The 18,200-nt window shown below is 70.4% G+C and carries 18 protein-coding genes; 6 read left to right on the forward strand and 12 right to left on the reverse strand.

The window, feature by feature from the left end; all coding sequences use genetic code 11:
• Nucleotide 1 precedes the first annotated feature (1 nt).
• From ACWZJV_RS00740 to ACWZJV_RS00765, 6 genes are read right to left on the reverse strand one after another with little or no spacing between them, the layout of a single operon-like run.
• Nucleotides 2-1,048, reverse strand: coding sequence for an MCE family protein (locus tag ACWZJV_RS00740; RefSeq protein WP_457179873.1), 1,047 nt, complete (start codon nt 1,046-1,048; stop codon nt 2-4).
• Nucleotides 1,048-2,022 carry an MCE family protein gene (locus ACWZJV_RS00745; RefSeq protein ID WP_457179874.1) on the reverse strand — a complete coding sequence of 325 codons (975 nt, stop codon included), beginning with the start codon at nt 2,020-2,022 and terminating at the stop codon, nt 1,048-1,050. Before ACWZJV_RS00745 ends, ACWZJV_RS00740 begins: the two co-directional genes overlap by 1 nt.
• Nucleotides 2,019-3,056 (reverse strand): MCE family protein, encoded by a 1,038-nt coding sequence (locus ACWZJV_RS00750; RefSeq protein WP_457179875.1) that lies wholly within the window; start codon nt 3,054-3,056, stop codon nt 2,019-2,021. The genes ACWZJV_RS00745 and ACWZJV_RS00750 overlap by 4 nt, the downstream gene beginning before the upstream one ends.
• Nucleotides 3,056-4,084 (reverse strand): MCE family protein, encoded by a 1,029-nt coding sequence (locus tag ACWZJV_RS00755; protein ID WP_457179876.1) that lies wholly within the window; start codon nt 4,082-4,084, stop codon nt 3,056-3,058. The genes ACWZJV_RS00750 and ACWZJV_RS00755 overlap by 1 nt, the downstream gene beginning before the upstream one ends.
• Complete coding sequence (locus ACWZJV_RS00760; RefSeq protein ID WP_457179877.1) at nt 4,081-4,914, reverse strand: ABC transporter permease; 834 nt, start codon at nt 4,912-4,914, stop codon at nt 4,081-4,083. The genes ACWZJV_RS00755 and ACWZJV_RS00760 overlap by 4 nt, the downstream gene beginning before the upstream one ends.
• Entirely contained in the window at nt 4,914-5,735 is an 822-nt protein-coding gene (locus ACWZJV_RS00765; RefSeq protein WP_457179878.1) for an MlaE family ABC transporter permease, read from the reverse strand. Before ACWZJV_RS00765 ends, ACWZJV_RS00760 begins: the two co-directional genes overlap by 1 nt.
• Nucleotides 5,736-5,854: 119 nt before the next feature.
• On the opposite strand from ACWZJV_RS00765, the gene ACWZJV_RS00770 reads away from it, so the two are divergent.
• Together ACWZJV_RS00770 and ACWZJV_RS00775 are read left to right on the forward strand one after the other, a co-directional pair.
• Entirely contained in the window at nt 5,855-6,478 is a 624-nt protein-coding gene (locus ACWZJV_RS00770) for a TetR/AcrR family transcriptional regulator (RefSeq protein WP_008360125.1), read from the forward strand.
• Nucleotides 6,479-6,487: 9 nt separating this feature from the next.
• Nucleotides 6,488-6,985: a GNAT family N-acetyltransferase gene (locus tag ACWZJV_RS00775; RefSeq protein WP_457179879.1), complete on the forward strand. Its 498-nt coding sequence runs from the start codon at nt 6,488-6,490 to the stop codon at nt 6,983-6,985.
• 9 nt (nt 6,986-6,994) lie between these two features.
• Here ACWZJV_RS00775 and ACWZJV_RS00780 read toward each other — a convergent pair whose 3' ends face one another.
• A complete protein-coding gene (locus tag ACWZJV_RS00780) occupies nt 6,995-8,218 on the reverse strand; it encodes a cytochrome P450 (RefSeq protein WP_045549415.1) in 1,224 nt (407 codons plus the stop codon).
• 199 nt (nt 8,219-8,417) lie between these two features.
• Between ACWZJV_RS00780 and ACWZJV_RS00785 the strand changes: the two genes are divergently transcribed.
• Genes ACWZJV_RS00785 through ACWZJV_RS00800 form a run of 4 tightly spaced genes read left to right on the forward strand, consistent with a single transcriptional unit; the run spans nt 8,418 to nt 14,063 of the window.
• The gene (locus ACWZJV_RS00785; RefSeq protein WP_457179880.1) at nt 8,418-9,581 is read left to right on the forward strand and encodes a steroid 3-ketoacyl-CoA thiolase; all 1,164 of its coding nucleotides are present in this window, start codon (nt 8,418-8,420) and stop codon (nt 9,579-9,581) included.
• 1 nt (nt 9,582) lies between these two features.
• Complete coding sequence (locus ACWZJV_RS00790) at nt 9,583-11,205, forward strand: GMC family oxidoreductase (protein WP_457179881.1); 1,623 nt, start codon at nt 9,583-9,585, stop codon at nt 11,203-11,205.
• A gap of 33 nt (nt 11,206-11,238) precedes the next feature.
• The gene (locus tag ACWZJV_RS00795) at nt 11,239-12,822 is read left to right on the forward strand and encodes a succinic semialdehyde dehydrogenase (RefSeq protein ID WP_457179882.1); all 1,584 of its coding nucleotides are present in this window, start codon (nt 11,239-11,241) and stop codon (nt 12,820-12,822) included.
• On the forward strand, nt 12,795-14,063 hold the full coding sequence (locus ACWZJV_RS00800; protein ID WP_457179883.1) for a hypothetical protein: 1,269 nt from the start codon (nt 12,795-12,797) through the stop codon (nt 14,061-14,063). The genes ACWZJV_RS00795 and ACWZJV_RS00800 overlap by 28 nt, the downstream gene beginning before the upstream one ends.
• A gap of 3 nt (nt 14,064-14,066) precedes the next feature.
• On the opposite strand, the gene ACWZJV_RS00805 is transcribed toward ACWZJV_RS00800, so the two are convergent.
• The 5 genes from ACWZJV_RS00805 to ACWZJV_RS00825 form a co-directional block, all read right to left on the reverse strand.
• On the reverse strand, nt 14,067-14,492 hold the full coding sequence (locus ACWZJV_RS00805; RefSeq protein ID WP_457179884.1) for a nitroreductase/quinone reductase family protein: 426 nt from the start codon (nt 14,490-14,492) through the stop codon (nt 14,067-14,069).
• A gap of 63 nt (nt 14,493-14,555) precedes the next feature.
• On the reverse strand, nt 14,556-16,166 hold the full coding sequence (locus ACWZJV_RS00810; RefSeq protein ID WP_457179885.1) for an FAD-dependent oxidoreductase: 1,611 nt from the start codon (nt 16,164-16,166) through the stop codon (nt 14,556-14,558).
• Complete coding sequence (locus ACWZJV_RS00815) at nt 16,163-16,576, reverse strand: carboxymuconolactone decarboxylase family protein (protein ID WP_457179886.1); 414 nt, start codon at nt 16,574-16,576, stop codon at nt 16,163-16,165. Before ACWZJV_RS00815 ends, ACWZJV_RS00810 begins: the two co-directional genes overlap by 4 nt.
• A 17-nt stretch (nt 16,577-16,593) precedes the next feature.
• A complete protein-coding gene (locus ACWZJV_RS00820; protein WP_457179887.1) occupies nt 16,594-17,427 on the reverse strand; it encodes an NAD(P)-dependent oxidoreductase in 834 nt (277 codons plus the stop codon).
• A 14-nt stretch (nt 17,428-17,441) separates the two neighbouring features.
• Complete coding sequence (locus tag ACWZJV_RS00825) at nt 17,442-18,188, reverse strand: SDR family oxidoreductase (RefSeq protein ID WP_196874054.1); 747 nt, start codon at nt 18,186-18,188, stop codon at nt 17,442-17,444.
• Between the last annotated feature and the right edge of the window lie 12 nt (nt 18,189-18,200).

The raw sequence follows: 18,200 nt of genomic DNA on the forward strand, positions 1-18,200 counted from the left end.
CTCATGGCCGCCCTCCCGCGCTCAGCGGATCCGTTCCGACGATGTCGCACACGTCCGAGAGGGCCTCGCGGCACCGGCCGGCGAGCTCCTCGCTGAGCGCGTCGGTGAGCGGCACGCGCAGCATCACGCCTCCGGGCGCGCGGGCCTGCTCGACGTTCTGCAGGGCCAGCGGGAGCACCTCGACGAACTCCTCGATGTCGTCGGTGTGCGCCAGGATCAGGTCGAGCACGGCGTTGACCTGAGCCAGCGCCGCCTGGAGGTCCTTGTCGTTGGCCTGCGTGAACCTGGCCAGCGCGTCGATCGCCTCCCGGGTCGTACGCAGCGTGGCGGTGAACTCCGTGCGCTGCTCCGCGAGCAGCTCGGAGGTCGCGGTGACGTTATCGATGAAGAGCTCGATCAGCGCATCGTGGGCGACCATCGCGCTGGTCAGCTCGTCGGTCTCGTGCAGCGCGGCGACGGCGGAGTCGGTGTGGCCGTTGACCTCGTTCAGGGCGGCGGCGAGATCGGCCAGCGCCGCGCCGGCCCGCTGTCCGTTGGACCCCAGGGTCGCCGATCCTGCCTGCAGGAACCGGTCGACGCTCGTTCCGTCGCCTCCGGCGAGCCCGCTGCTGAACCGGTCGAGCGCGTTCAGAATGGCGTCGAAGTCGGCCGGGGTGCGGGTGCGCTCGCTGGTGATCAGGTCGCCGTCGGCGAGCACCGGCCCGCCGGCGTAGCGCGGGGTGAGCTCGACGTAGCGGTCGTTGGCCACCGAGCGCGAGACGATCAGCGCCTGGGCGTCGGCCGGCACGGTGACGTCCTGGTCGAGCTCGAGGTCCACCTCGACCCCCGCGCCCGCGGGCGTGATCCGCTTGACCTCGCCGACCTTGACCCCGAGCACGCCGACGTCGTTGCCGACGAAGAGGCCGGCGGTGTCGGCGAAGGTGACGGTCACGGAGTAGGTGCCGGCGAACGGGATCGCCGCGGCACCGCCGCCGAGGGCGGCCACCAGAGTCACCACGATCGCGACGTACCTGCCCAGATGCCTGCCCTGCGTCCACGGCGCGCTCATCAGCACAGCCCCTTCAGCCGGCAGGTCAGCCCGTCAGGCAGCGCGCGGTCGTCGGGCCGGATGTCGACCCAGGGGCCGTTGCCGGTGGCGTTGGCCAGGTAGCGGGCCGAAGGACCGAGCACGTCGAGCGCGGCGCTGAGCTCCTTCTCCTGCGCGCGCAGCCCCTTGATGACCACGGCCAGCTTGGTCAGCGCGACGTCGAGGTCCTGCTGGTTCGCGGAGACGACCCGCTTCAGGGTGGTGGTGAGCCGCTGGGCGTCGGCCAGCAGCCGGCGGATCGCGCCGCGGCGGCTCTGCAGCTCGGCCATCACCGCGTTGGCCTGCTTCATCAGCGAGACGATCTCGGTGCTGTTGGCGTTGAGCCGGCTCGTCACGTCGGTGGCCGCTCTCACCAGGGCGTCGGCCTGGTCGGCCCGGGTGAGCACCACCTTCGAGACCGCGGAGACGCCGTCGAGGGCGGCGGCGAGGTCGGGCTGGGAGCTCGCCATGGTGGCGCCGACCTCGTCGAGGGTGCGGGAGAGGAGCTCGGGGTCGAGCTCGTCGAGCGAGGCGCTGCCGCGGTCGACGATGTCCTGGAGGTTGTAGGGCACGCTGGTCGCGGAGAGCGGGATCGTGTCCTCGGCGAGCTCTCCCCCGCCGGCCGGCGTGACGGCGAGCAGATGCGTGCCGAGCAGGGTGGCGACCTCGATCTCGGCCTGGGTGCGGGCCCCGAGCCGGATGTGGTCCTCGACGGTGAACTCGACGATAACGTCATGGGCGCCGAGCGAGATCGAGCGCACCTCCCCGACCCGCGCGCCGGCCACGGTCACGTCCTCGCCGACCCGGAGGCCCGCGGTGTGCTCGAAGTGGGCCACGCACACCCGTTCGCCGAAGCCGAGCGCTCCGGCACGGAAGACGAAGACGACCGTCAGCGCGGCGAGCACGACGGCGACGATCCCGACCTTGAGCGGGTCCATGGTTCGCAGTGGGGTCATCCGGAGCACACCTCGGAGTAGCGGTCATCGGTCGGTGGCAGCGCCAGCACGAGCTCGTCGACGGAGAAGTCGTAGCGGCAGACGTAGATGTTGAGCGCGTTGCGGTAGGAGGTGATCCTGCCCAGCGTCTCGACCAGCTGGGCGAAGGCGACCACGGCGCCCTCGAAGCTGGTCAGGTTGGCGGCGAAGGCGGTCACCGAGATCCGCAGGTTGCGGCTCAGCGTGCGTGCGGGAGCCTCGATCTGCGTACCGAAGTCGGCGCCGGTGGCCAGGAGTCCCGACAGCTCCTCGACGGAGGCACCGAGGGCGTCGCGCTGCTCGGCCAGACCCTTCATCAGCTTCTCGAGCTCACGCACCGTGGTCTCGAACTCGTCCCCCTGCGCGGCCAGGTCGGCGAGGAAGGGGGTCAGGTTGCTCAGCACTCGCTCGAAGACCTGGTCGCGGGTGGCCACGAACCTGGTCAGCTCGGCGGTCTGCTCCAGCAGCACCGGGATGCTGCCGCCCTCGTCCTGGAGGACCTTCAAGATGGTGGCCGCGAGCTGGTTGACCTCGTCGGGATCGAGTACGTCGAAGAGGGGCCGGAACCCGTTGAGCAGCTCGGTCAGGTCGAACCCGGCACTGGTCCGGGTCGCCGGGATCCGGGCTCCGGCGGCCAGTGGCTTCCCCGAGCCGCGGGTCTGCTCGATCCCGAGGAACCGCTGCCCGGCGATGTTCTGGTAGCGCACCGAGAGCCGCGCGGTGTCCAGCACCTGCTGCTTCCGGGACACCGTCAGCTCCACCGTCGCCGTCCCGGCGGCGGTGACGGTGATGTCGGTGACCTTGCCGACGCTGACTCCCGCGATGCGTACGGCATCCTCCTCGTGCAGGCCGTTCACGTCGGCGAACTCGGCGGTGTAGGTGACCAGGTCTCCGGCGACCGGCGCCTTCAGCGTGCCGAGGACGAGCGCGAAGGCGAGCCCGGCGACCAGGGTGAAGGCACCCAGCTTGAGGTAGGTCGCGGTGGGGCGGCCCGAGGAGCCACGCAGCCCGGACATCAGCACTCCCCTCTCGTGCTGCCGTAGGTCGGGCAGTCGCGCTCACGGGTGTAGTAGGGCGGCGCGACCCGGCTCAGGATCAGGTCGAGGGCGGCCCGGCCGTCGTCGATCACGGTGGGGATCTCCTGGCCGATCTCGCGGTTGGCCCGGAAGCTCTCCACCACGGCGTCCTCCCGGTTGTCGGCGACGGCGTCGGCGACCACCGCCGCCTGGTCCATCGCCTCGACCAGCTCGGCGCCGTGCTCGTCGAGGAACCGCTGCGCGTCGGCGGTCAGGGTGAGGCCGCCGGAGAGCAGCGCGGCGAGCTGCTCACGCTTGGCGGCGATCGTCTCGGCGGTCGCGGTGCCGGACTCCAGGGCTGCGAACAGGTCGCCGGCGGTCGCCTCCAGCGTCTCCAGGTTGACCGCCAGCAGGGCCGCGGTCGACCGGATCGTCGGCAGGTCCGCCTCGGCCCGCTCCAGCACGGTGGCGGCGAGCTCGAGGGTCCGGTGGATGTCGTCGCCGCGCCCGTCGAGACCGCCGGCGACCGCGGCCAGGGCGGCGTTGAGGTCGGCCGGGCTGACCGCCCTGACCAGCTCGTCGATGCTGTCGAGGGCCTGCTGCAGCTCGACGGTGCCCTGGCGCAGGTCCTGCGGAATGGTTCCGCCCGCCCACCGCCCCGGCCGGGAGCCGGTCGAGACCAGGTCCACGTACGCGGTGCCGAAGACGGTCGCCGGCAGCGCCCGCGCTGCCACGTCCGCCGGGAGTCTCTCCGCCGCCTCGCCGTCCAGCCGGATCGCGACCGAGGCCGTCGAGGACTCGGCTGCCCGGCTGATGCCGGTGACGGTGCCGATGACGACCCCGCCCATCTTCACGTCCGACCCGGTACGCAGCGAGGCCCCCACGTCGACCATGGCCGCCCGGGTCGCGACGACGTCGGCGAACGGGCGCCCGGAGAGCACGATCATCCCGGCCGCCAGCAGCCCGCAGACCAGCACGCCGGCGGCACCGCGTACGGCCAGGGTCTGGGGCCGGATGCCGCGGCTCATCCGGAGATCCTGAAGCCCGGGTCGCCACCCCACATGGCGACGGTGAGCAGCATGTTGAGCACGACGATGACCACGAAGCTGGCCCGGATCGAGCGGCCGGTGGCCTCGCCGACGTTGAGCGAGCCGGCCGAGACCGCGAGGCCGTACCAGCAGTGGATCAGCACCACGATCGCGGCGAAGGTCAGGATCTTGATCAGCGAGAACCCGATGTCGCGCATCGTCAGGAACTCCAGGAAGTAGTGGTCGAACTGGCCCGGCGACTGCCCGAAGAGCATCACCACGGTCGACTCCGAGGCGATGTAGGAGCCGAGCAGGCCGATCACGTAGAGCGGCACGATCGCGAGCATGGTGGCGACCAGACGGGTGGCGACCAGGTAGTTGACCGGGCGGACCGACATGACCTCGAGCGCGTCGACCTCCTCGTTGACCCGCATCGCGCCCAGCTGGGCGGTGAAGCGGCAGCCGACCTGCGCCCCCAGCGCCAGGGCGGCGACCAGCGGCCCGAGCTCCCGGGTGTTGGCGGTGGCCGAGATGAACCCGACCAGCGGCGCCAGTCCGACCAGCTCCAACCCGTTGAACCCCTCGATGCCGAGCGAGGTGCCGACCGAGACCGAGAGCAGCACCATCACCCCGATCGTGCCGCCGCCGACGATGATCGCGCCCCTGCCCCAGCAGATGTCGGAGAAGTGCTCCAGACAGGTGCGCCAGTGATGCACCAGCGTGGCCGGCACGGCCAGCAGGACGGAGGCGCTGAAGGTGAGGAAGGAGCCGAACGGCACCAGCGGGCTCCACCAGCCGGTCGCCGGCCCGTCCGTCTCGACCGCGGCCATCAGGCAGCCCCGCCCGGAGCGAGCGCCAGGTATCCCTGGGTGACGACCGCGTTCACCACGGCCAGCACGATCACGTTCAGCACGACGGTCTGGTTGACCGCGTCGGCGACGCCCTGCGGCCCCCCGGTCGCCCCCAGTCCCTTGTGGGCCGCCACCGTGGTGCCGATCAGCCCGAACAGCACCGCCTTGCCCTCGGCCAGCCACAGGTCGGCGCTCTGGCTGAAGTTGGTGAACGCGTCCAGATAGGTGCCCGCGCCGACCACGCCCCGTCCGACGTTCATCACGTAGCCGGTCGCGATCGCGGCCACCGCCACGATCGCGGTCAGCATCACCGAGAGGAAGACGGCGGCCACGATCCTGGGCGCCACCATCCGCTGGACGGGGTTGGTGCCCATCACCTCCAGGGCGGCGATCTCGTCGCGGATCGCGCGCATCCCGAGATCGGAGCAGATCGCCGAGCCGACCACGCACGCGATGATCAGCGAGGTGACCAGCGGCGCCGCCTGGCGCAGCACACCGACGCCGTTGACGGCACCGCTGAACGACGAGGCGCCGATGCTGTTGGCCACCGCGCCGACCTGGATGGAGGTGACCACCCCGAACGGGATCGCGACCAGGATCGTCGGCAGCAGGGAGACACGGGCCATGAACCAGGCCTGGTCGGCGGCCTGCGCCCAGTCGAACCGGCCGGTGACGATGTCCCTGGCGGCGTACGCGCAGGCCTCGGTGCCCAGCGCGATGGTCTCCCCGACGGTCCTCAGCCCCTCGGCGAAACGGCGCCAGAGGCCGGTCGCCAGCCGCTCGGGCAAGGTTGCGGTCACCCGGAAACTCCTCGTCGTCGACAGCCGCCGTCAATTACTACACGGGTGTAGATTCGCACATCGTGTGGCGTGTGTCACCCCTTCCGCCGTGCGTCCTCCAACCCGTAACGTTCCTCGTGATGGCCAACGACCGACCCGCCGCCAGGCGACGTTATGCCGCCCGGATGCCTCTCGAGGAGCGTCGGGAGGCGCTCCTGGACGCGGCGCTGCGCGTGCTCGGCCGTGACGGCTACGGTCAGCTCACCATCAGCGCCATCGCCGCCGAGGCAGGCGTGACGCGGCCGGTCGTCTATGACGCGTACGGAGGGATCGACCCACTCCTCCACGCCCTGCTCGACCGCACCCAGCAGCGCGCCACGGACGCGGCGCTGGCGCTCATCCCCGCCGGCGGCGTCCCGGTCGAGCTCGACCGGTGGCTGCTCGAGGCGGCCGACGGACTCCTCCAGGCGGTCCAGGAGGATCCGGAGACGTGGCGCCCGGTGCTCGGCCTGACCGATGGCGCTCCGCCCGCCGTGCGCGAACGCATCGAGAGCACCCTGGTCCTGCTGCGCGGGTTCGTGGCCGACGTGCTGCGCACCAACCTCGGGCCCGAGACCGAGCTCGACGTCGAGGTGGTCGCCCACTCGCTCGTCACGCTGGTGCAGGAGTTCGCCCGGCTGCTGCTGGCGCGCCCCGACGAATATCCGAAGGAGCGACTGCTGGCCGCGTACGCCGGGATGCTGGCCGTGCGTCTGCGAACGTAGCCTTCGGGCATGAGCTACGCAGGACTGAGCAAGCTGCTGGCCGTCCCCGCCGGGTTCGAGGCACCGAGGGTGCTCACCCACGGCGACCTGACCGCGCGGCCGCTGTCGCGCGAGTGCCTGGCCGACGACGTACGCGCCATCAACGCCGACATCGACCTCATCAACGCCACCCGGGGCGGCGGCTGGCCGACGGGTCCGACGTCGGAGGAGGAGGACTACATCGACCTCGTCTGGCACGAGGGCGAGTGGAAGGAGAACAAGTCGTACTCCTACGTCCTGGAGACCTCAGAGCTCGGCTACGTCGGGTGCGCCTATCTCTACCCGCTGGGCGTCCGGCAGGAGCTGAGCGAGGAGCTGGCTGCGTACGACGTCGACGTCAGCTGGTGGGTGACCACCGAGGCCTACGAGCGTGGGCTCTACGAGGTGGTTTACGAAGCGCTGAAGAAGTGGGTGCCGGCGGAGTATCCGTTCCGCCGACCCCACTTCTCCAACGTGGTCGTGCCGTAGCGCCCGGAGTCAGGCGTAGGTCACCGGCATCTCCTTGATGCCGTTGATCCAGGCGTGGCGCAAGCGTCGCGGCGTGCCGTTGGGCTTCAGGTCGGGCATCCGGTCGGCGATCACGTCGAACATGATCCGCACCTCCATCCGGGCCAGGTTGGCACCGATGCAGTAGTGGGCGCCGTGGCCGCCGAAGGCGAGGTGGGGGTTGTGCTCGCGGGTGATGTCGAACGTGTCGGGGTCGTCGAAGACGTCCTCGTCGTGGTTGCCCGAGGCGTAGAAGATGCCGACGCGCTGGCCCTTCTTGACCAGCTGACCGCCGACCTCGACGTCGTTGAGCGCCGTACGCTGGAAGACGGTGACCGGGGTCGCCCAGCGGATCACCTCGTCGACCATGGTGTCGGGTCGCTCCTTCTTCCACAGCTCCCACTGGTCGGGGTGGTCGAAGAAGGCCTGCATGCCGTGGGTGATCGCGTTGCGGGTGGTCTCGTTGCCCGCGACCGCGAGCAGGATGACGAAGAAGCCGAACTCGTCGTCGCCCAGCGCGCCGCCCTCCAGCTCGGCGTTGACGAGCTTGGAGATGATGTCGTCCTTGGGGTCGGCCTTGCGCTCCGCGGCCAGCGCCATCGCGTAGGAGAGGATCTCGATCGAGGCGGCCTCGGGGTCCGCGTCGTAGTCCGGGTCGTCGTAGGCGAGCATCTGGTTGGACCAGTCGAAGAGCTTGCGCCGGTCCTCCTGCGGGACCCCGAGGAGCTCGGCGATCGCCTGGAGCGGAAGCTCGGCGGCGACCTCGGAGACGAAGTCGCCCTCGCCCTTGGCCAGGGCGTCGTCGACGATGTTGTTGGCCCGCTCGACCAGGCGCTCCTTGAGGGCGTTGATCGCGCGCGGGGTGAAGCCGCGGCTGATGATCTGGCGCAGCTTGGTGTGGTCCGGGGCGTCGTGGTGGATGAGCATCGCGCGCTGCAGCTCGACCTGCTCACGGGTCATGTCGGGCGCGAACCGGATGATCACGCCGTTCTCGTTCGTGCCGAAGTTCTCGCTGTCCTTGGAGACGGCCAGGATGTCCTCGTGCTTGGTCACCGCCCAGAACCCGGTGTCCAGGAAGCCGGCGCGTGCGGCCGGCGACTGCTCGACCCACCACACCGGCGCGGTCTTGCGAAGCTCGAGGAACTCCTGCAGCGGGACGCGCTCCTCGTTGAGCACGGGATCAGTCGGATCGAAATCCACGGGGAGAGCGGTCACGGGTGTGCTCCTTCGAGGTCTTTTCTGTAACACGTTCTAGTTTATCGTCACACAGTGCTCCGCATCACACAAGGGTTGCGCCAAACGAGAACACGTTCTACTTTGGGACAATCGAGTGTAACCGGTGTCACGTCACCAGGCGTGGCGGCGCGTTGCCGCGCACCAGCGACTTGTCGAAACCCCCGAAGAGCGAGGTTCCATGGGCACGCCCGTCATCGTCGAAGCCGTACGTACCCCCATCGGCAAGCGCAAGGGCTGGCTGGCCGGCCTGCACCCGGGCGTGCTGCTCGGTGCCGCCCAGGTGGAGGTGCTCAAGCGCGCCGGAGTCGACCCTGACCTGGTGGATCAGGTCATCGGCGGCTGCGTGTCCCAGGCCGGTGAGCAGTCCAACAACATGGTCCGCCGAGCCTGGCTCCATGCCGGGCTGCCCATCCACACCGGCTCCACGGTCATCGACGCGCAGTGCTCGTCGGCCCAGCAGGCCACCCATCTGATCAACGCGATGATCGCCTCCGACCAGATCAAGGTCGGCATCGCCTGCGGCATCGAGTCGATGTCCCGCATCCCGCTGGGCGCCAACGTCCCCAAGGGAGCCGGCGACCCGCGTCCCGCGGACTGGAACATCGATCTGCCCAACCAGTTCGAGGGCGCCGACCGGATCGTGAAGAACCGCGGCTTCTCCCGCAACGAGGTCGACGAGTTCGGGCTGTGGTCGCAGGTCAAGGCGCGCCACGCGCGCGACGCCGGCCACTTCAAGAGCCAGATCTTCGCCGTCGAGGCCCCCATGCTCGACGACGACGGCAACCCCACGGGCGAGCTCCGCACCGTCACCGAGGACCAGGGCATCCGCGACACGTCCCTGGAGAAGCTGGCCGGGCTCAGCCCGGTGCTCGAGGGCGGCACCCACACCGCCGGCACCTCCTCGCAGATCTCCGACGGCGCCTCGGCGCTGCTGCTGATGGACTCGTCGGTCGCCGCGTCCTTGGGGCTGAAGCCTCGGGCTCGGATCGTCACCTCGAACCTCGTCGGCTCCGACCCCTACTACCACCTCGACGGCCCCGTCCAGGCGACCGAGAAGGCGCTGAAGGACAGCGGGATGACGATCGGCGACATCGACATCGCCGAGGTCAACGAAGCCTTCGCCGGCGTCGTCATGTCCTGGGCCAAGGTGCACCAGGTGCCCGAGGAGAAGATCAACGTCAACGGCGGCGCCATCGCGCTCGGCCACCCGGTCGGCTCCACCGGCACCCGGCTGCTCACCGCCGCCCTCCACGAGCTCGAGCGCCGCGACGCCAGCACCGCCCTGGTCTCGATGTGTGCCGGGGGCGCACAGGCCACCGCGACGATCATCGAGAGGATCTGAGATGGGCCGCGAGAAGATCACCGAGGCCGAGTACGTCGTCGTCGGCGCCGGCTCGGCCGGCTGTGCCGTCGCCGGCCGGCTGGCCGCGGCCGGCAGGTCGGTCATCCTGCTCGAGGCGGGGAAGAACGACAAGCACAACTACATGGTCACCAAGCCGGGCATGATCGGCCCGATGCACGCCGAGCCGCGGCTGAAGAAGCTGGTCGACTGGGGCTATCACACGGTCCCCCAGAAGCACGCCCGCAACCGCGAGCTTCCCCAGCCGCGCGGCAAGGTGCTCGGCGGCTCCTCCTCCATCAACGGCCTGCTCTGGGTCCGGGGCAACCGGGCCAACTACGACGCCTGGGCCGCCGAGGGCAACACCGGCTGGGACGCGGACTCGGTCAACGAGGCGTACCGGCGGATCGAGGACTACGAGGGCGGCGGCTCCGACTACCGCGGAACCGGCGGGCCGATCAAGGTTATGAAGCACCCGCGGCCGACCGAGGCGTCGCTATCCTTCCAGCGCGCCGCCGCCGAGACCCTCGACGTGAAGGTGCTCGACGATTACAACGGCGCCGAGCAGGAGGGCGTCTCGACCTTCCAGCAGAGCGCGATCGACGGGCTCCGCTACTCGGCCTCGCGCGGCTACCTCCACGACCAGGAGCTGCCCAGCCTGACCACGCTCACCCGCGTGCACGTCTCCCGGATCGTGATCGAGAACGGCCGCGCCACCGGCGTCGAGATCATCACCAGGCAGGGCCCGCAGAGGATCTCGGCGACCCAGGAGGTCGTCGTCTCCGCCGGCGTCTTCGGCTCGGCGCAGCTGCTGATGCTCTCCGGAATCGGTCATTCCGCCCACCTGGCCGAGCACGGCATCCAGACCGTCCACGAGCTGCCGGTCGGCGACAACCTGCACGACCACATGTTCGTGCCGACCACCTGGGAGATGCCGACCGCGCTGCACCACGGCACGGCCGGATACTTCGGCAAGGCGGTCCTCAAGGAGCAGACCGTCGGCAGGTCGATCCTCGGTCACACCGTCTTCGAGACCGTCGGGTTCGTCCGGACCTCGCTGGCCACCGACGTACCCGACCTGCAGCTGCACGTCCTCCCCTGGGCCTATCCCTCCCCCAACCAGGACGCGCCGATCCGCCACGAGGTCGACCCACGGGCGGCGCTGACGGTGATGTCGTCGCTGATCTACCCGCGCTCGCGCGGGACGCTGCGGCTGCGCAGCGCCGACCCGACCGCCGAGCCGCTGATCGACTTCAACTACCTCGCCGAGCCCGACGACAAGCGGGTGCTGCTCGAGGGCGTCGAGATGATCCGCGAGATCATGGCGTCCCCGGCTTTCGGCGACCAGGTCAAGTCGGAGATCCACCCCGGCAGGGCGATCGACGCGGAGGCGATGAAGGAGGAGGTCACCAACCGGGCGACCTCGATCTACCACGGCGTCGGCTCCTGCCGGATGGGCGTCGACGAGCGGGCCGTGGTCGACCCGCAGCTCCGCGTACGCGGCATCGACGGCCTCCGCGTCGCCGACGCCTCGATCATGCCGTCGATCATCGGCGGCAACACCAACGCTCCCGCGGTCATGATCGGTGACCGGTGCGCGGCCTTCGTCCTTGACGAAAATTCATAGAGCCATTCTCGAGAACAGCTGATCGGAGCCCACATGAGCACTGACACCGCGAAGACAGCAGACGTACGCCGCCCCGACTGGATCACCGAGGAGCTGCTGGGCGAGCTGGTCTCCCGGGTCCCGTCCTCGACGGGTGCGTCCTGGAAGCTGACCGAGGTCTACACCGGTGAGGTGCTGGTCGCGCTGCCGCAGTCCTCACCGGAGGACGTGGAGCGCGCCGCCGCGGCCGGCCGGGCGGCTCAGCGCGCGTGGGCGGCCACCCCGCTCCCGGAGCGGCTGGCCGTCTTCAAACGTGCCCACGAGCTGATCCTGCGAAACCAGCACAAGATCGCCGACCTCATCCAGGCCGAGTCGGGCAAGGCGCGCCGGATCGCGTTCGAGGAGGTGTGCGACCCGCCGATGGTGATCTCGCACTACCTCAAGCGGGCTCCGAAGCTGCTCAAGGACAAGAAGCGCCCGGGCGTCATGCCGCTGCTGTCGAGCTCGATCGAGCGCCACCCGCCGCGAGGGCTGATCGGGATCATCGCGCCGTGGAACTTCCCGTTCGCGACCGGTCTCTCCGACGCGATCCCGGCGCTGATGGCCGGCAACGCGGTGCTCCTCAAGCCCGACAACAAGACCGCCCTCTCGCCGCTGTTCGGGATCTCGCTGCTCGAGGAGGCCGGACTGCCCAAGGGCCTGTTCCAGGTCGTTTGCGGCGAGGGCCCCGACGTCGGCCCGACGATGCTGGACAACGTCGACTACGCGATGTTCACCGGCTCGACCGCCACCGGCCGGGTGATCGGTGAGCAGGCCGGCCGCAACCTGATCGGCGCCTGCCTCGAGCTCGGCGGCAAGAACCCGATGATCGTCCTCGACGACGCCGACATCGACGAGACCGTGGGCGGCTCGATGTTCGCCGTCTTCGGCAACACCGGCCAGATCTGCATGCATATCGAGCGGATCTACATCCCGGAGGCGATGTACGACGAGTTCCGCGACAAGTTCGTCGCCGCCGTCGAGGGGATGCGGATCGAGGCTGCGTACGCCTTCGGGCCGGACCTCGGGGCGCTGGTCTCCCCCGACCACCTGGCGCGGGTGCAGTCGCACGTCGAGGACGCGGTCGCCAAGGGCGCCACCGTCCTGACCGGCGGGAAGGCGCGCCCCGACATCGGGCCGACCTTCTTCGAGCCGACCATCTTGGAGGGCACCACGAAGGAGATGCTCCACGGCGTCACCGAGACCTTCGGGCCGGTCGTCTCGCTGCACCGCTACTCCACCCTGGAGGAGGCCATCGAGCTGGCCAACGACACCGAGTACGGGCTCAACGCCTCGGTGTGGACCACCAACTTCAAGCGCGCCCAGGCGATCGCGGCCCGGATCGAGTCCGGCAACGTCAACATCAACGACGGCCTCGCCACCGCGTACGCCTCCAAGTCGACTCCGTCGGGCGGCATGAAGCAGTCCGGCGTCGGCGCCCGTCACGGCGACCAGGGGCTGCTGAAGTACACCGAGACCCAGAACGTCGCGACCCTGAAGAAGCAGGTCATGGGGCCGCAGGGCAAGCAGACCTTCGACGACTACGCCAAGCAGATGCAGACGTCGCTGCGGTGGATGCGGAAGCTCCGCATCCGTTGATCTCCCGCTATGCCGACCTGACTCGGGAGGAGCTCGCCGAGGTCGTCCGCGAGCTCCTCCTGATCGGCCAGCTGATCGACCGGGCCGGGATGGCGTGGTGCATCTCCGCCTTCGGGCGCGAGGAGATGCTGCGGATCGCGATCGTCGAGTGGGCCGCGGCCTCGCCGATCTACACCCGGCGGATGCAGGCCGCGCTCGGCTACGCGCCGGCGGTGCCCGGGCAGGGTGACGTACCGACCATCTTCAAGGGCCTCCAGCTCGACATCGGCGCGCCGCCGCAGTTCATGGACTTTCGCTACACCGTCCACGACGCGCGCCACGGCGAGTTCCACCTCGACCACTGCGGCGCGCTGATGGACGTCGAGCCCATGGGCGAGGAGTACGTCCGTGGGATGTGCCACGACATCGAGGACCCCACCTTCGACGCCACCGCCATCGCGACGCACCCGCGCGCCCAGGTACGTCCCGTCCACCGGCCGCCGCGGACGCCCGCCGACCGGACGCCCCACTGCCGCTGGACCGTGGTCATCGATGACGCCCACCCCGAGGCGGTCGCGATCCCGGAGCTGGCGGTCAACGAGCGCTCCCGGGCCGCCGGGATCGAGCTCGCGTCGATCGACCCCGCCGACGACGGCGCGGCCGACTACGCGGGTCCCCTGGTCTCCGACCTCGACCTCGCTGCGTTCTCCCGTTCGGCCCTGGCGCGCATCGCCGACGAGGTCTGCCTGCAGATGGCTCTACTCGACCGTGGCTTCACGATCGCCCTGGAGCCGCGGGCGACCTCTCCCGAGCAGCTCCTCGACATCCGCCGCAAACAGCTCATCGGGGTCGCCGGCATCGCCGGAGCCCGGCTCGCTCGGGCCCTCGACCTGCCGCCGGACACCAAGGGCGCGCTGCGGCTGCTCGCGCTCCACCCGATGCTCAACCCCGCTGCGTACGTCTCGGGCGAGGTCGGCGCCGACGCGCTGGTCGTCCGCCCCGGGCCCGCCGACGAGGACGGCGCCTGGGTCTCGCTGATCGGGCCGGAATGGTTCGTTCCGCTGCAGGCGGCGGTGCAGGCTCTCGACCCTCACCTCGACGTCGAGGTGACGCCCGATGGAGCCGGCCCCGGGTGGCGGGTCGAGGTCGTCCGCCGGCCCGAACCCGCCCCGGAAGCCTCCGAGGTCGCGGTGGTGAGGTTCAGCACCGGCGCGGACTTCGCCTTCGAGCCGCGCCGGTCGCTGCCGATCACCCCGGTCTGAGGATCACCTGCGGCGCAGCGCGAGGACGGGGATGACCCGGTCGGTCTTCGCCTCGTACTCGCCGAAGCCCGGGCTCATCGCCTTGAACCGCTCCCAGGCCTGGTCGCGCTCGGCGCCCTTCAGTTCGGTGACCTCGACCTCGACGACGCCCTCGTCGGGGGTCTCGATCTTGGTCTCCGGATGGGCCAGGAGGTTGTGGTACCAGGCCGGGTTCTCCGGCGCGCCGGCCTTGGAGGCGGCGATCAGCCAGGTGTCGGCGTCCGGGTGGAGGTTGGCCACCGGCGAGACGCGCTCCTTGCCGGTCTTGGCGCCGGTGTGGTGCACGAGCACGAGCCCGCGCCCGAAGGGCACGGAGGTGACATTGCCGTCGTTGGCGCGGAACTCGTCGATGATCGACTGGTTCCAGTCCTTGTAGTCGCTGCCTGACATCGAGTGCCTTTCCCCGAGGGTCGGTTTTCACCCACTCTGGCAGACATCCCCAACGGACAAAGGTCAAACGCGGGCAAGCGCCGCGATCCGCACCTGCTCCTCCCGGTCGGTCACCTTCGCCCGCGGTCGGCCGATCTCCTTCCCCGACTCGCGCTCGTGGGTGTCGAGCGTGTTCCAGCCGGTCTGGTCGACGACGATCACGCCGCGCGCGGCCAGGAGGTCGTCGAGCGGCTCGCCGGCGGGATCGGCGAGCGAGCCGGCCGCGTAGTCGTCCAGGAGGGTGCGTACGGTCTCGGCGGCGCAGGCGCGGTTCGTCCCGATCACGCCGCTGGGGCCGCGCTTGGCCCAGCCGGCTGTGTAGGTCGCCCGGGCTCCGACGACCCGGCCGGCCTCGTGCAGGAAACGGCCGCTGCCCTCCTCGCTCGGCACACCGGGGACACCGGCGGAGCGGTAGCCGGTGGCGCGAACGACCAGCCCGGCCTCGATCTCCTCGCCCGTGCCGAAGCGCACGCCGGCTACGGTGTCGGCGCCGAGGATCTCGGTGGGTGTCAGGCCGAAGCGGAGGACCAGCCGCTTGTCGGCGTCGGTACGCGGCCGGGCGGCCAGATCGCGGAGCAGGTCCGCCTTCTGCAGCGCCGCGAAGGTGCCGGCGTCACGTTCGGTCAGGTCCGCATCGGTCGGCAACGAGCCCAGGTCGGCCTCGTCGACCACGACGTCGAGGTGGGGGTCGTCGGCCAGCGCACGCAGCTCGGGACTCGTGAAGGCGGCGTGCTCGGCGCCCCGACGGGCGGTGACGACGACCTCGCGGATGCCGCTGGCGGCCAGGGCCGAGAGCGCGGCCGGCGCCAGGTCGGAGGCCTGCAGCGCCTCCTCGTCGGCCAGCAGCAGCCGTGCCAGGTCGAGGGCGACGTTGCCGTTGCCGATGATGACGGCACGCTCGTGGGCGAGCGCGAAGCTCAGCGCGGCGCGATCGGGATGGCCGTTGTACCAGCCGACGAGCTCTGCGGCCGACGTCGAGCCCGGCAGCTCCTCCCCCGGCAGGCCGAGGCTGCGGCCCTCGCCGGCGCCGGTCGTGTAGACCACCGCGTGGTGGGCGCCGAGCAGCTCCTCGTGGGTGACGTCGCGCCCGATCTCGACGTTGTAGCGCGTCCGCACCCGGCGATGGCGCGCGGTCTTCGCGAAGCCGGAGACGATCTCCTTGGTGTCCAGATGGTCCGGCGCGACGCCGTAGCGGACCAGGCCGTAGGGCGTCGCGAGCCGGTCGATCACGGTGATCTCGACGTCGCAGCGGCGGGTCGCGGCGAGCTCCTCGGCGACGTACCAGCCGGCCGGGCCTGCCCCCACCACGGCCACCTTGAGCGGGCCTCCGGGGATCTTCGCCCCGGGCGGCGGCAGCGGCGCGGGCTCGTCCTGCTCGCCGGTGAACTCGAAGAAGGCGGCGTTGATGTCGACGTAGGGCGCGAAGGCGTCCGGGACCTCGTAGTCCGGGAAGATCGCGTTGACCGGGCAGGCGTCCTCGCAGGCGCCGCAGTCGATGCACTCGTCGGGGTGGATGTAGAGCATCTCGGCGGCACCGAACCCGGGCTCGTCGGGGCCGGGGTGGATGCAGTCGACCGGGCAGACCTCCACGCAGGAGGCGTCGTTGCAGCAGGACTGGGTGATGACGTACGTCATGAGCGCTGAGCCTTCCGCCGGGCCTTCCCGATCGTCTCCTCGACGACCGTGTTCATCCTGGCACCGTCGGGCCATCCCGCGTAGTGACTCAGGAAGACCACGATCTCGCGCAGCTCGTCCTCGGAGAGCTCGCCGTTGGCGTACGCAGCGGGGATCTGGATCCCGAGCACGTCGGCGGCGCCCCGGCCGGCGAGCAGGCCGATCAGGAGGAGCCGGCGGTCGCGCGTGGTCAGGCCCGGGCGCTGCCAGATGTCGCCGAAGAGGTGGTCGGCGGTGTAGCGGAAGAAGTCACCCTCGCCGTCGGCCATATCGAAGCCGTAGACCTCCTCCATCTTGCGCAGCCCCCTGGCCCGCTCCTCGGGGAGGTCGGCGAACTTGTCGGTGCCCTCACTCGAATGTCCAGTGCTCATGTCCCTGTGTTCCTTGCTCAGTTCTTGGGGAGCCCGAGTCCGGGTGCCAGCCGCTCGAGTGCGAGCCGGGCCAGCGGCACCTCGACGCCGAGCTCGTCGGCGAGGGCGATCGCGAAGCCGAGGTCCTTCTCCCCCAGCGCGGCCACGTGGCCGAAGACGCCGTGCCAGAAGTCGGTCTCCTCGATCGGGGCCGTGGTGTCGCGGTAGAGGACCGCACCCGGGCCGCCGGTGATCGCGTCGGTGTGGCGTACGACCTCGCCGAGCGCCTTCAGGTCCAGGCCCGCCGCCTCGGCGAGCCGGGCGGCCTCGGTGGCGGCGGTGAAGGAGGCGAAGTGGAGCAGGTTGCGGGCCAGCTTGAGCTTCGTCCCGGCACCGATCTCACCGGCATGGACCACCTTGGTGCCCATCGCCGCCAGGACCGGCGCAGCGGCTGCGTACGCCTCGGGGGTGCCGCCGACGAGGATCGCCAGGGTGCCCTCGGCCGCTCCCATCGGGCCGCCGGAGACCGGAGCGTCGAGCACCTGCACACCGTGCGGCTCCGCGGTTGCGGCCAAGGCGGCGGGCGTCTCCGGGGCGACCGTGGAGTGCACCAGGACCGTCAGCGGTCCCTGCGTCGAGCGGTCGGCCGCGATCACCTCGGCGATGACCTGGCGGACCTGCTCGTCGTCGCGCACCATCACGCTGAGCACGTCGACGGCCGAGGCCAGCTCGCCGACCGAGACCGCGGTCTTCGCCCCGGCGGCACCGAGCTCGGCGACCGGCTCGGCGGCGATGTCGTGGACCCACAGCTCGATGCCGTCGGCACCGGCGAGCCGGAGCGCCATCGGCCTGCCGATGTTGCCGAGTCCCACAAAACCTGCGCGTCTCACAGCCGGAACGTCCCTCCGCCGTCGACGGCGATGATCTGCCCGGAGATCCACGAGGACTCCTCGGAGAGGAGGAACTTCGCGGTCCCGACCATGTCCTCGGTGGTGCCGAGACGCTTGATCGCCATGCCCTTCGTCATCTCTCGCGCCGCGTCGCCGGCCTGGACCCGGGTCGCCTCGGTGTCGGTCGGCCCGGGCGCGATCGCGTTGACCCGGATGTTCATCCCACCGAGCTCGTGGGCGAGCTGCTGGGTCAGCCCGTTGATGCCGACCTTGGCCAGGCCGTAGAAGCCGGAATAGAGGTAGGCGGCGGTCGAGGACTGGTTGACGATCGCCCCGCCGCCCCGCTTCTGCATCGCCGGGTAGACGGCGCGGGTCATCACCAGGGCGCCGTTGAGGTTCACGCCCATGAACTTCTCGTAGTAGTCCCAGTCGACGGTGATCAGCAGGTCGAAGGCCATCTCGCCGTAGATCGCGGCGTTGTTGACCAGACCGTCGATCCCGCCGTACGCCTCGGTCGTCTCGGCCACCAGCGCGGCGGCCGACGCGTGGTCGGAGACGTCGCAGCGTACGAACCTCGCGATGCCTCCGGAGGCCTCGATCTCCTTGGCGACCTGCTGGCCCTTCTCCTCGTTCAGGTCGGCGACGACGACGCTGGCGCCCTCGGCGGCCAGCCCCTTCGCGTACGCCTCGCCGATCCCCTGCGCGGCGCCGGTGACGACGATGACCTTGTCCTCGAACCTCATGGTCTCTCCTGT

The organism is Nocardioides sp. WG-D5, from assembly GCF_054031175.1.

Coding starts and splice junctions, on each gene's coding strand:
- ACWZJV_RS00815 (WP_457179886.1), bottom strand. CDS start 16,576: ATGAGCACTGGACATTCGAGTGAGGGCACCGACAAGTTCGCCGACCTC.
- ACWZJV_RS00755 (WP_457179876.1), bottom strand. CDS start 4,084: ATGAGCCGCGGCATCCGGCCCCAGACCCTGGCCGTACGCGGTGCCGCC.
- ACWZJV_RS00750 (WP_457179875.1), bottom strand. CDS start 3,056: ATGTCCGGGCTGCGTGGCTCCTCGGGCCGCCCCACCGCGACCTACCTC.
- ACWZJV_RS00770 (WP_008360125.1), top strand. CDS start 5,855: ATGGCCAACGACCGACCCGCCGCCAGGCGACGTTATGCCGCCCGGATG.
- ACWZJV_RS00805 (WP_457179884.1), bottom strand. CDS start 14,492: ATGTCAGGCAGCGACTACAAGGACTGGAACCAGTCGATCATCGACGAG.
- ACWZJV_RS00760 (WP_457179877.1), bottom strand. CDS start 4,914: ATGGCCGCGGTCGAGACGGACGGGCCGGCGACCGGCTGGTGGAGCCCG.
- ACWZJV_RS00785 (WP_457179880.1), top strand. CDS start 8,418: ATGGGCACGCCCGTCATCGTCGAAGCCGTACGTACCCCCATCGGCAAG.
- ACWZJV_RS00740 (WP_457179873.1), bottom strand. CDS start 1,048: ATGAGCGCGCCGTGGACGCAGGGCAGGCATCTGGGCAGGTACGTCGCG.
- ACWZJV_RS00825 (WP_196874054.1), bottom strand. CDS start 18,188: ATGAGGTTCGAGGACAAGGTCATCGTCGTCACCGGCGCCGCGCAGGGG.
- ACWZJV_RS00795 (WP_457179882.1), top strand. CDS start 11,239: ATGAGCACTGACACCGCGAAGACAGCAGACGTACGCCGCCCCGACTGG.
- ACWZJV_RS00775 (WP_457179879.1), top strand. CDS start 6,488: ATGAGCTACGCAGGACTGAGCAAGCTGCTGGCCGTCCCCGCCGGGTTC.
- ACWZJV_RS00790 (WP_457179881.1), top strand. CDS start 9,583: ATGGGCCGCGAGAAGATCACCGAGGCCGAGTACGTCGTCGTCGGCGCC.
- ACWZJV_RS00810 (WP_457179885.1), bottom strand. CDS start 16,166: ATGACGTACGTCATCACCCAGTCCTGCTGCAACGACGCCTCCTGCGTG.
- ACWZJV_RS00745 (WP_457179874.1), bottom strand. CDS start 2,022: ATGACCCCACTGCGAACCATGGACCCGCTCAAGGTCGGGATCGTCGCC.